We start from the raw sequence: 13,114 nt of genomic DNA, 5'->3' as shown, positions 1-13,114 counted from the left end.
TATATATATAAAATGAAACATATTGCAAGATGGATAATGTTATACACTGTACTGGTGTTTATTTCGTGTAAACAAAGCCCATCAAAAGATATAAAAGCCAGAATACAACAACAAGAACCTTTTTGGAAAAACAGAACAACCATGCAGAATAATATAACCCAGGAAAAGATATTTCCTATACCAAGCGATACGACCATTACAGAACATCGTACCAATCGTATTTATTTAAGAAGTAAAAATTGTCAATATGAAGTATTTGTTAATGATGTTTCTTTATTCAAGTTAATGGGGCCAATAACCAAAGGAGGAGGAGGTGCCACGGGAGCACATGATATGAATCAATTACTATTAACTAGTGGTGAGCATGAAGTACGGGTGTTAATGTATCCTAGGCATGGATTGCAAATTTTCCCTGCAAAAGAAGGTTATATGGGATTAGAATTTTATTATTTTCTTAATAGAGATCTAAGAACCAAACGATATAATGAAAAAATGAATGGGAATAATGGGATAGAGCTTAGTCAAAGTGATGAGCAATGGATTTCTGAATATGATTATGCAGATCAAGTAGCTCTTGACGGTAAATATGAACCCAAAGAACCAGCACCATTAGAGGGGTTACCGGTTTATGAATGGCGTAGTACCTTTACTGCCGAGGTTCCTTTTGATATAGTCGGCTGGAGAAAATCTGTTGATCTTAAAGAGGAGTTCGAGGATAAAGAAGAGGATTTAGAAAACGAATTATTTAATGCCTATAAAAAGGTACACGCGATCATTAAAAAAAGGGATGTAGCGGGATATTTAGAACTAGTTAAGGAACGAGAAGAACTGATTACAACTTGTTTACTATATAAAGAAGATGAGAAACCAAAACGAGAAAAGGAGTTTGTAAATCTTTTGACTAATGAAGATTATGAAGTAGAGCCACTGTTCTTTGAAACTTTTAAATTAGAATATCAAGCCTATGGCAAGTTGGTGATGTTTTTACACAAAGCCGATAGTGAAGGTGTGATACGATTAAAAAATAAGAAAGACCCTAAAGATGTGATATTTCTTGATTTTCGTTTTCAACGTAAGGAAAAAGGAGATGGGTTCACGGTTATTTAAAATAATAAAGAAGATAAATATTTGAAATAACCAATAGCTTTTATAGTTTTTGGTTATTTCAAAATTTCGATATCAGCACGTTTTAAATGGCCTGATGATATAATTTTACCATCTTCGGTATCGCCAAAGTAATTAATATTCATTTCTTCTTGACCATCGAGAGTATGGGCATCTGCCAGAATATATAAGGATGTTTTTTTATCTTTAGCTTTTTCTAATGCATCAGTCCATGCTTTTTTCTTGGTATCATCACTACTATCAATCACTATTTTAAAAATAGCCATATCGGCAAAGTCATCTTTGTTGGTATACTCGGTGTCACACATCCCACCAACAGCAGTAATGACTTTGGTATTATATGCACCCTGATCATCTTTAAGCATGATTGCTTTGTCTTGCGGGCTTACTATAAGGTTTTAACCATGCATTAGAAAGTACTATTGATTTACTTTTTCTATTAATAAAAACTTGCTTTCACATTCTGAAAACCTAGTATATGGGTTCATACTATTTCCATAATTTTGAATAATAAATGAATTATCTTCTCGATATTTAGCAATAATGATTTCCTTTGGGTCATCTCCAAAAAGGCCATTAAATTTTAAAAATACTTCCTTTTTTTCTTTAATAATTTCAATAGTTCCAGTTTGTTCTCTATCTATAGTTTTAAATTTATATTTAACTCCTTCTATAGTTATCGATAGTCCGCAGTTATCTTTTTCCTTTAGTTGATAAAAACCGTCCAAGTCTAGGAAAAGATTAGTGTTTTTTATTTGACTAGTAACATCTTGATTACTAGTGATGTTAATTGTGTTTTTTTCTTTGTTACAAGAAAGAATTGATATAACAAGAAAGATTATTATTTTTTTCATGATCTATTGTTGTTAATACTATTAGAGTTTTCTAGTGAGTCATTATTTTCTTGACTTTCTTCCTTTAGGTCAGCAAGTCTAGCTTCTACCGTGCTTCTAATATCGCTACCCTTATATCCATACCATTTCTTAGTTAATGATGGAGCTCCTTCTCCATCATGCAAACTTATAAATCTCTCATAGCCTTCAATAGCTTTAGTTTTACTTTTTGTGCAACCAGACTTATTTAAATCTGGATCATGCCATAATCCCCAACCAAAAGAAGCTTTTTTAATATTATAAGCTTTACTATCTGAAAAGTTATAGGTAAAGTTCTTTCCACTATCGTTTGAGCAATTATCAAATAGTTCTTTAAAGCCTTTTTTTACCCATTTAAGTCTATCATTATAGCCATTATATCCACCATTTACAGAGTAGGTGATTTTTATAAAATCATTTTCATCTGCTTCATCATTTAATTTAGCTTTTTGCCCCCAATACCATCCACCAGATTTTGCCGCATGAGGATCCGTTTCTAATTTCTCTTTGTTTTTTTGGGATGACGTTACATCTTCATTAACAAATTCACCATACTCTTTGTAATTAGACTTAAAAGTTAATTGAATCAAACCTCTACCTTTAAAGCCTCCATAGTCTGTTTCACTCGCTCCTATTTCTTCGGTATATTGAAAACTTCCAGATTCGTGAATTAACTGTGCTAAAAAGTGAATTTTTCTCAAACAACTATTAATTTTATTATCCTTAAAAGCTTGGTTTATACCGTTTAAGTGTTCATCAATATTTGAATCTGTAGAGTAAGTTGCTATTTTTTTTAATTGTTCTTTTGTAATATCTCTTTGACAACAATCTAGATTATTCACCTCAAACCAACTTCCATCTACATCTAACCAACGATTTGTTATTTTTTCGCCTCGTATTTCGCCTTCTTCGGTATCGCCAAAGTAATTGATATTCATTTCTTCTTGACCATCTAGGACATGGGCATCTGCCAGAATATATAAAGGTGTTTTTTTAGAATCCTAAATTTTTAAGTTCATTTTTTATTGAAAAAGAAGACTTGAATTTAGCAATTGATTCTTCTCCTTCCTGAATTCCTTCAAATTCAATACTAAAATGATCACTTATTTCCTGTAAAAAAACTAGTTTATTTACCTTTGTTTGTGGTTTATAATCATCATAAATAAAAGTTTGATAAAGCTTTCCTTCGGCAGTATTTTTATGTCGTTGTATCCAAGAACAAAGTATTACAAGTTCTTTAGAATCATCTTGATCAGCATTTGAAAAAAAAACAGATTCTATATTGGCTTTTCTTCCCTCTGGATAAAAAGTGTCAATTTTAATAAGGTGGTATTTTTTTTTATCCAAAGAACATAAAATAAAACCCTCGACATTTTCGGAATTTTCATCATTATCAAACAGATCAAAAAAGACTATCACAAATGAATAACCGTCAATCCATTTATTTGTTTCTATTATCTGATGACTAATTTTAATATTTCTATCAAAACCATATAACTTATTTTGAATTTTTTTTACAAATGGTTCAATATTTTCATCAAATTCTCTAATGTAAGTAATGTTTGTTTGATCTTGTTTTATGGCTAACTTACTATTTATAATAGTATCAGTTTTATTTTCAATAGTAGTAACAGAAGTTTTTTTAGTAGTTTCTTTACAAGAAAGGAATAAAAATAACATACAAGATAAATACTTATAAATACTCTTCATCATTATTGTTTTTTGGTTTGGCATTCATCAAGTTTAAAAACTTTTTTAGTGTTTAGGAAAGCTTTTTTTCGATCGTCATAAGATTTTGTAGCTTGATTTATTTTTTTTGTAATGGCATCAACATTTTCGGGTTTCTCACCCTTTGAAGCTATTTTATAGCAGCCTTTTTCATACCAATCAGCTAAGCCAGCAAAAACAGCTTCTTTTGCAGTAAACTTGTCAGAACCTTTTGATAAATCTATTCCAGAGTTAGGAATCTTGTTGTTAATTATTTTTTGGGAATTCGTATAATTTGTTTTTCCAGTTATTTGTAAAAGACCTCGACCTCTAAATTTCCATCCATCTCCTTCTTTAGTATTTCCGAGTTTATATCCCTTTCCTCTGTTTTTATCTGCATACGCAATATTTGCAATTGCTTTTTGATCAGCTTTTTGATTTGAAGGAATTTTCACCTTTTCTTTTACTATAATCTCTTTTTTACTTTTTTCATCTATTTTTTTTACTTCTTTATAATAAGTGTAGGGTCCTCGTCCAATTTCATATGCTTTTTGTTTAAGTATAGTGTTATTTTTAAAGCATTTGAAAGGGTAGCCAGAAACTAATTTTGAGACAGAATAGTTTAAACTTTCTCCATTAAAAGCGCCAGATAAGTTTGATAAACTTTCAACATATGTTTGAGCAAAAAAATGAGCTCTTTTTAAGCATGTATCTAACTCGAAAATTTCATAGAGCTTTTTCTTATTTCCTTCATTAGTAGTATAATTCTTGTTAAATTCTAATAATATGGCCTTTTTCCTATCTTCTGAAGCATTTTGAAAAACATCAGATAAGTCTTTTAATGTTAAATCGTTATTGCAATTACACTTTTTTGGCTCTAACTCAAACCAACTTCCATCTACATCTAACCAACGATTTGTTATTTTTTCGCCTCGTATTTCGCCTTCTTCGGTATCGCCAAAGTAATTGATATTCATTTCTTCTTGACCATCTAGGGTATGGGCATCTGCAAGAATATATAAAGGTGTTTTTTTATCTTTAGCTTTTTCTAATGCATCAGTCCATGCTTTTTTCTTGGTATCATCACTACTATCAATTACTATTTTAAAAATAGCCATATCGGCAAAGTCATCTTTGTTGGTATACTCGGTGTCACACATCCCACCAACAGTGGTAATGACTTTGGTATTATATGCACCCTGATCATCTTTAAGCATGATTGCTTTGTCTTGCTCCTCGATCCCTTTTTCTTTACCTTGTTTGATATTAATACTCACATTGTAACCTTGAAAATCTTCTGTTTCTACAATAACGTATAGATCACTGCCTATAGTACCTGTGTTAGTTTTAGTGAAAGTGATTTTTTGTTTAGTCTCTTTAGAGGCAACATTAGTGGGTAAAGTAATTTTTTGCCCTATGGTGATATCATTTTTATTAGCTTCAGTAATTTGCGTATCACTTTTTATAATGTCGGCTATAGTAACTCCTTTTTTTGTAGCAATTTTACCTAGTGTATCACCACTTTTAACGGTATAAATTTCGGGTTTCTTTTTTGTAGTACTAGTTACTTCTACATTTTCGATTTTGGCTTCTGCAAAATAAGCATTGTTAATCTTGGGCCGTAAGATTTTTAATGGAGGAGTAGTTAAGGTAACATGAGGATACTTTTTAAAACTTACAATAGGCATAGCTTAGTTTTGTTGTCTGATTACTTCTAATTTTATTTTTTGGCTATTGCCGGTAATTTGTAGATCTTCTAGAACATCATTAGGTACTATCTCACCATTATATTTAAAATCATTTTCGGCATCAGCAAGGTCAAGGTCTATAAATTCTCCTATAGCATTTTGAGTCTCTAGCACATAATACACTTCGATACCTGTTTTTAACTCACTTTTAGGAATTCTATCTCCTTTTAGTGTTGTAAAATATCCATCTTCTAAAGTAGGTTCTAGTGTTGTTTTTCGTTGTATTGGAGTAGCACTAGATATTTTAAACGGATTACTAGGATTCCATTTTTTTTCATGAATAACTCCTTTAACTCTACTAATTCCGTAAGAAATTGTAAGTGCCATGCTCATTGGTTCCTTGCCAGTAGATGAAAAGTGTTCTTTTAATCCAATAATATGTGCGTTAGCAAATTCAATATCAAAATCTTTTTGCAAGCCATCACGTTTAAAAACACGAATATAACCTTTACACATACGATTTGGTGCAAACATATATTCATAAAACAGCTCGTCTTGTGCATTAGAAGGAAATACAAGATGTAGTGGCTCACCCATTGGTAATTGTGTGGGTCTACCATTAATATCTGCCAATTGAGAATAGACCAACTCACTGTTAATGAGTATACGTTCTTGATTTTCGATATAGAGTACTGCTTTAAAAGACATTTAGATGTTGGTTTTATACATAGGTTGATGGTTATAACAAGTCTCCCCCAAGTTTACACATGGGGGAGATTTGTATCAGTACTTTACTGCTCTACGATCTTAAGATTATCAATCTGATATTCTGTTGTAGAAGGAGTTCCAGAACTTTTTCTGTATCTAAACCCTATTCTAAAGGTATCTTGACCATCGGGTATGGTAATAGTTGTCTCAATAGGAGTAAATCCGCTTGTATTGTTTTGCGGAACAATATCATTTATAATAGTTTGTTCGGTGATAACATTACCATTTAGTCCTACAATAAGTACTTCTAGATTGTCACTATTTCTATCATTAACATTAATGTCAAACGAAAGCGTAAGTATTCTCTCGGTTACTATAGTAAGTTCTGGAGTAATCAACCAAGCATTATATTGATCTGTGGGACCTCCATTTAGGATTTCAGCAAAAATATTATCACTATTGTTATTACTTGTCCATCTAATAAAAATGTTAGAATTACTATTGGCATTTACCCATCCATCTAGTGCGATATCAAATCCGATATCTCCCGTATCTATGCCTTGAAAATCTTCATCGATCAAAATTTCTTTTTCTTGACAAAGAGCCGCAGTGAAGTTAAGGTCTGTTGTTTCTCTTATCACCAAGTAAGGTATACTTGGGTCTTGAGCAATAATAGCTGTAACAACCCCTTGTTGATTTGGTAATGTTTCTGATGCAAAATTGGCAGTAGCACTATTTCTAAGTGTAACTTTTGTTTTGGTAGTACAATTAAGTAATTCTTTATCACCGTCAAAAGTTTGCCCTTGATTATCGGCTGCGATTTGCATATCTACTAGTTGTACTAATGTAAGTGGGATAAAAGTGCCAGCTTCAATTTGTTCTATAGTAACTGTAGTAGGAACTATTGTAAACGCTGGATCATCTGACGGAGCAACTACTTCATTAAAAGTAGTTTGAGATGGTGTAATTGGCTCTATAGCATCCTCTGCAGTATTCAGTTTTCCAATATGTAAATTACCATTTACCATTTGCATCCCTAATCCGCTTAGGTTTACACTTACTTTTTGCCCAATAGGATACGTTTCAAAAAGATTAACCGCAGCAAAGTCAATTATAATTCCAGCATCTGGATTTTCTGGACTTGCTTGTAAGTATAACTCATTAACAATATTCTTTTCTGCATCACTAGAAATGGCATAACCAGTAAATACCGGATCATCTCCAGATTGTACAGTAGCAAAAGTAACATCATCAAATTTTACAAGATTAGTTCCATCTGCTTCTGCAACAACATCAGCAATAGTAATGTTTGTTGTAGTTTCTAGCCCAGTACCGCAACGAGATTCTGTGAAGTTTACATCATCGGTATCTCTGATGGTTAAGACATCCTTAGTAAGAATTCCTGTTATTTTTCCTTTTTCAGTAGGGAAGGGAAGGGCTTTAAAATTAGATAAACCACTATTTTGTAGTACTATGTTTTTATTATCAGTACAACCTATAAGCGTTCTTAATACTGTCTCATTATTATCTGGATTAGCATAGGAAGAACTTAGTTCATCATTTACTATCTGTACTTCATCAATACTTACTAAGATAGTAGAGATATCATCATCTTCATCTGTTGATTCTGATGCTTGTAGAATTTCATTAATAGTTAACTTTTTAGGTACGATAGTTTCTAATGTGCTAGTACGAAAAACAAATTCTTTAAAATCATCACTGTCCATAGGACTTAGGGTTCCGTTTTCTAATACTCCTATGTGTAATGCATTATCAATTTTTTGCATTCCCAAGCCATTAAGCTTAAGGATAATATTTCTCCCGATCGCATGAGTGAGATAAATATCGTTTAAAGCAACGTCTATTACAACACCGCTCTCTGCATTGTCAGCCTTATCTTGTATGTATATTTGGTTATTAATATTATCAGCAACATCACTAGAGATTATAAAACCTGAAGTAATAAGTTCACCATTGTTTTGAACGGTGTTAAAATCAATAATTGTTCCGTCGTCCAGGTTTTTTACAAAAGTTAGGTCAACATTAGGTTCTAGATCCGGTGGTGTCACAATACCAGTATCTGGGATGGTTATATCCTCATCATTTTTACACGAAAATACGGTAATGATCAGAATACCTAGTAAAGGTAAGAGTTTTAAAAAATATTTATTCATAATGAAGCGTTTTTTATTTGTGTGTTTTTAAAATCTAAAATAAATGTTAGCGAAGTATGTGGCTCCGTATCCTTTCCAAAATCGATTTCCATATATTGGTCGTTCACGTTGCGAATCTTCTAAGCGGGTATTGTATTTTAACTGTCCTGTAGGTTCATATCCTCTTATATCGTGATTTTCTCCTAATATATTGTTTATACCTAGTTTAAAACCGATATAAGTACCATTATCATTAATATCCCAGTTTTTTCCACCGGATAAATTAATCATTAGGTAATCATCAAGTTGTTGTTGTTTTAAGAGTGATTTAGCACTTTCAGTATCAAAATTTTCAAAGACAATACCATCAGTATCCAAAAAGAAGTCTTGTGTTCTAAAATATGGGTTAATAGCAATGTATTGATTAGAAAAATAATTAGCAGTTGCATCAAACCACCATTGATCAGGGGCTCGATATTCAAATCCTAAGGAATAAACATTGGATGGGCCGTTACTAAAATTAAGTCCTTCTAAAAAAGTTTCGCCTAAATCAACAACATTAGTTTCTGAAATTACATATTGTAATTGCGGGTTGTTTGTATACGTATAGTCACCAATGGCAACCGCACCTTTTACACTTAATGTTTGCAGTACCTTATAAAGTATTCCTACCTCGACACCCATAGATCTTGTATCAATACCTGTTAGTACTTCTTGGATAGATGATGAAGAAGTAGTGTTAATGGTGTTTCCTTCAAACAAATTATTTGCACTAGCATCGGATACTGTGGTATAGAATGCCGAAACGTTTGCCTTTAGAAAAGAGTTGTTAAATTCATATCGACCTTCAATGGCTATGGTATTAGCTTTATTAATGTCAATAAGTTCTGACCCTATTACTAAATCATTGTTGGCAATAGACCCCTGAAGCATTCTTGGGTTATCACTTTCTCTTGCATTAAGAAATATAGTATTTAATTCTGGGGCGTTTGATGTATATAGTCCAGATAAACTTACTTTTTGTATAGGGTTTATCTTATACGTTAATCCTCCTTTTACTCCCAGGTCTAAAAAGTTATAATTTTCACCAGGCCCCAAAGATAAATTAGGAGAGGCACCATTTTGGAATTTTCCGTCTCTTTGATTTTTAGAGTAAGATACATCTACGCCTAGAAAACCACTAAACTGTTCTGTTTTATATACTCCTTGTACAAAAGATTGAAAAGTACTTTTGTTGAGGTCATAGTTGTATCTAAATTCATCATCTTCTCTTACAATTCGATTAATATTTTGTAAATCCGACTGTATACTATTTCCTGTTCCTTCTGAAGTGTTTACATCCAGATATCCTTGACCGCCCAATAGACTTTTAATTTCGGCAAAATTATTCAGTGTATGTCGCGAATATCTTAATGTGCCGTTTATGGTTAATTCTTGATTAACAGTAATATTGGCAATAGTATTAATGGTGAGATTAGATTGTTTTTGAACATCCTCGTATAATGCGTAGATAGCGTTTTCTAAACCACTATTTCTATTAGTGTCAAAAAGGTTGAACCAATCAATTTGTCCGTCATTTTGAAAATTTTCTCTCGCAGTAAAAGCGCCTTCAAAATCCGGATTATCAGCATCAAGAAGGAAAAAACTCGGTAATCTTGAAATAAGTGTTGGATCCGGGTTTATGCCAGGAGAAGGAATAATAGCGCCTGTATTATTTATATTTGCTCCTTGAAAATCGATACGACTTCTTCTTTTAGTACCAAAACTATAAGCCAGGTTTGTTGATAATTTTAGATTGGTTCCTGCATTTAAATAATGACTTAACATTAAAAGAGGTTGTGATACGTTTTGTTTTCTGGCATTTCTAATCTCTCCACTCTGTAATCCCCAAAAGCTATTGTACCTATTACCTTTAAGCCCAAAAACTTCACGAGTGTTTGCAGATCTTCCGCTTCGTTCGGTTGGTGTAAAAAATGCAGTAAAATTAATGGTGTTACTTCCATCTATTTTGTTTTCTGCACTAATGAAAAACGAATTAGAATCATAAGGAGTACCATCAAAATAACCTTCATCAAATGCTGTTCGTTTTGTTGCAGAAACTGCAATTGCATATCCTTTTTCTGTCATTCCGGTGGCATATGTAGCATTTACGCCATGTGAGAAACGTCTATTTGAAGAAAAATATGATAATTTCCCACCTTTACGATATTGAGAAGCTCTAGTGTTAATGTTTAGACTTCCTAAAGTTCCACCAATGGCATATTTTGATGCCGTTAATCCATAGTTTAGCATTGTATTTTGAGTAACTTCTTCTAATCCGCCTAGGGTATTCCATTCTGGAGCACCATCAAAAGCATTGTTATAAGAAACACCGTTAATAAGAACTTCTCCAGAAGAAGCGTCTTGTCCTCTAACATTAAAAAAAGATAAACTAAACTGGTATGCAGCTGTTTTTAAGAAGATATCATTAGACGATTGGTAAAATCTTGAACCGTTGCGAATCGCTTCATTTTCTGCTAGTAATTGGTCTTCAGAAAAGGTGTTGATTTGTAAGTTCTCAATATCATATATATCGTTACCTAAAGTTATCCCATCGATATTTGCTACTTTTCCATTGGCAATAAATACATCATAAGTTTTAGAACCATACCCATCTTTAGAGACTTCAATCAATCTTGGCCCAGGAGGTACATTACTGGCAAATGCAAAACGTCCTTCACTATCTGTTTTTGTAGTCTTAAAAGTTCCTACAATACTTACTCGTGCTTCAGAGATTACTTCTCCTGATTGTCTATCTGTAATAATTCCTGTAAGTGCCGTGCCAGAGAATGTTATTTTTTCTTTTTTTCCTTTTTTAGAAGCCCCTGGTTTTTCAAGAAATAGATTTATATCCTTTATAGTTGCAGCTTTATTCTCTACAATTTGAACCTTAAATCTTCTTAGCTTATACCCATCTTTTGTAATGGTTATTGCTATTTTATCTATCGGAACATTTTCATCTAGTAAAAACTCCCCCAGAACATTGGTTTTTTGAAGTGTCTCGGTACCTTCAATCATTACGAGTGCATCTGCAACAGGTTCTCTGGTTTTGCTATCGATTACATTTCCTTTTACGGAAGCATTCTGAGACCAACCTGAACAAAAAATACTAATACATAAAAGTGAGTAAAAAAATCTTGTCATTTAAGTGCTTTTTTTATTTTGTGTGAATCAAATAAGTGAAAATTAATTGACTTAAAATAGTTGTAATTAGTATACGAGCTCACAACGCTGGTATACGCTTTTTTTAAAAACTAGTAGGGTAGAATAGTGGTTTCCAAAAACGGGGTTAAATATATAAAAATCATTATAATAAATACTTTTGATGCTCATAAAAATGTTTTAATGTTTAAAAAATAATTCCCTGAACTTTATAAACGTTACAATACGCTATTTTAATACATAAAACTGATTAAATTGTTATAATTTATTTTGATTAGGGCAATAAATCATTAAAAGAAAGAATTCTAAAGCTGAAAAAAACTAGTATCATCAGACGGTTTTGTTTTTTTTGAATTAGCATGCATCGGTTTAGAGTCAATAGGAGTAGGAGACGAGGGGCTTTTTTTAGATCCTAGTTGTTTACCGATAACAAAAGATTGTTTTTGATTTTTCTTGGGTTGGGTAGAGAGTTGTTTTTGTTGTTTAATTGGTTCAGAAATAGGAGGCATTTCTGTAGGTAGCTCTTCTTCTCGTAATAAGGCTTCATCCTCTGCTTTAAAAACTAACATTTCGTCAAGAGTAAATTCTTCTACAGGAACTTCTAGAAATCTCTCAAAATCATCAATATTTCTTTCTTGATCCATTTCGTAAATTATTGCCACGCATTCATTTTTGGTAGCGTATCGTTGTTTATGAAATTTGCCAGGTATAATAGGGATGTCTAATAACCACTTGTCTTTAGCTTTCCAATTAAAAGAAAGTATCTTATTGTAAATGTTTATTACTTTAAGATAGGAAGCCTCATGATCAGACAATGCCAAAAAATGATCGGTAATTAAAGAGAAATCCATCGATTTATTTTCGAATTTTATATTTCTTGGAATGTCATTGTAATAAGTTTGCATCGTTTTGATTTTTTAATGATCAATAGATGAATAATATCATCATTCACAGCGCACTATAAAATAGTTCGTTTTTTAGTTTTCTTTTTTTAATTGTTTAAGTAATGTGTCTTTAATGGTAAGATAATTTTCTAAATAATTTAAAGAATCATTTCTTAAAGCAGATTCATATTTTTCCGATAAACCTGAAAACTCTGATAACGAGATTCCTGAATTAATAGCAGCAGGCAACCCTTTTAAAACTCTATTTTCATAATTGATTCCAAAACCTACAGAATTGGCATCATATGTATTTAGCAATGAATGAATGTATTTTGAATCTCTACATTTATCAAAAAAAACAACAATGTATTCTTGATATAATTTCATAAAATCATTTAAAAATATATCGAAAGAGTTGGGTAAATCAAAAGTAATAGTAGAGTGAGAAAAATTCCATACTTCATTAAATTCTTTTTCAATAATGAACTTCAGCGTACCTCCAACCGTTCCCATTTTTAATCTTGGATTTTGAAGATCAGGGTTAACTTTTTTAAATATTTTTTTTATCTCATTTGATTCATAAAAACATTTGATTTCAATAGATAGATAATTACTTCTAGCGGTAGGGTATATGAAAATTTTATTTGTACCTTCCTTATTAGATGATTGAAACAATTCTTTAGTCTTAAAATATCTAAAACCATCACTCTCTAGCTTTTTAGTTATTCTTAAAGCTATACTTTTTTTAAAGTCTGCAATTGTGTGTATCATAATTG

11 protein-coding genes are annotated in these 13,114 nt (G+C 31.8%); 1 reads left to right on the top strand and 10 read right to left on the bottom strand.

What is annotated here, in order from left to right; all coding sequences use genetic code 11:
* Window positions 1–12: 12 nt before the first annotated feature.
* Complete coding sequence (locus AWE51_RS23135; RefSeq protein WP_066318858.1) at window positions 13–1,107, top strand: hypothetical protein; 1,095 nt, start codon at window positions 13–15, stop codon at window positions 1,105–1,107.
* Window positions 1,108–1,160: 53 nt separating this feature from the next.
* Here the strand turns inward: AWE51_RS23135 and AWE51_RS23130 are convergent, their stop codons facing one another.
* The 10 genes from AWE51_RS23130 to AWE51_RS23085 all read right to left on the bottom strand — a co-directional run bounded on the left by AWE51_RS23130 (window position 1,161) and on the right by AWE51_RS23085 (window position 13,109).
* Window positions 1,161–1,490: a hypothetical protein gene (locus AWE51_RS23130; RefSeq protein ID WP_066318856.1), complete on the bottom strand. Its 330-nt coding sequence runs from the start codon at window positions 1,488–1,490 to the stop codon at window positions 1,161–1,163.
* Window positions 1,491–1,544: 54 nt separating this feature from the next.
* The gene (locus AWE51_RS23125; protein WP_066318855.1) at window positions 1,545–1,979 is read right to left on the bottom strand and encodes a hypothetical protein; all 435 of its coding nucleotides are present in this window, start codon (window positions 1,977–1,979) and stop codon (window positions 1,545–1,547) included.
* Window positions 1,976–2,935, bottom strand: a complete 960-nt coding sequence (locus tag AWE51_RS23120) for a glycoside hydrolase family 19 protein (protein ID WP_066318853.1) — start codon at window positions 2,933–2,935, stop codon at window positions 1,976–1,978. The genes AWE51_RS23125 and AWE51_RS23120 overlap by 4 nt, the downstream gene beginning before the upstream one ends.
* Window positions 2,936–2,990: 55 nt before the next feature.
* Window positions 2,991–3,731 carry a hypothetical protein gene (locus AWE51_RS23115; protein ID WP_066318852.1) on the bottom strand — a complete coding sequence of 247 codons (741 nt, stop codon included), beginning with the start codon at window positions 3,729–3,731 and terminating at the stop codon, window positions 2,991–2,993.
* Entirely contained in the window at window positions 3,710–5,392 is a 1,683-nt protein-coding gene (locus tag AWE51_RS23110) for a LysM peptidoglycan-binding domain-containing protein (RefSeq protein WP_066318850.1), read from the bottom strand. The genes AWE51_RS23115 and AWE51_RS23110 overlap by 22 nt, the downstream gene beginning before the upstream one ends.
* A gap of 3 nt (window positions 5,393–5,395) precedes the next feature.
* A complete protein-coding gene (tssD, locus tag AWE51_RS23105; protein WP_066318848.1) occupies window positions 5,396–6,100 on the bottom strand; it encodes a type VI secretion system tube protein TssD in 705 nt (234 codons plus the stop codon).
* 83 nt (window positions 6,101–6,183) lie between these two features.
* The gene (locus AWE51_RS23100) at window positions 6,184–8,274 is read right to left on the bottom strand and encodes a DUF5689 domain-containing protein (protein ID WP_066318845.1); all 2,091 of its coding nucleotides are present in this window, start codon (window positions 8,272–8,274) and stop codon (window positions 6,184–6,186) included.
* A gap of 27 nt (window positions 8,275–8,301) precedes the next feature.
* Window positions 8,302–11,436: a carboxypeptidase regulatory-like domain-containing protein gene (locus AWE51_RS23095; protein ID WP_082832577.1), complete on the bottom strand. Its 3,135-nt coding sequence runs from the start codon at window positions 11,434–11,436 to the stop codon at window positions 8,302–8,304.
* Between the two features lie 323 nt (window positions 11,437–11,759).
* Entirely contained in the window at window positions 11,760–12,359 is a 600-nt protein-coding gene (locus AWE51_RS23090; protein WP_066318841.1) for a hypothetical protein, read from the bottom strand.
* Window positions 12,360–12,431: 72 nt separating this feature from the next.
* A complete protein-coding gene (locus AWE51_RS23085; RefSeq protein WP_066318839.1) occupies window positions 12,432–13,109 on the bottom strand; it encodes a hypothetical protein in 678 nt (225 codons plus the stop codon).
* Window positions 13,110–13,114 lie beyond the last annotated feature (5 nt).

It is taken from the genome of Aquimarina aggregata (assembly GCF_001632745.1).
Lineage (GTDB): Bacteria > Bacteroidota > Bacteroidia > Flavobacteriales > Flavobacteriaceae > Aquimarina > Aquimarina aggregata.
Note: the sequence above shows the minus strand (reverse complement) of the source record. Positions and strands in the feature narration are given on the sequence as shown.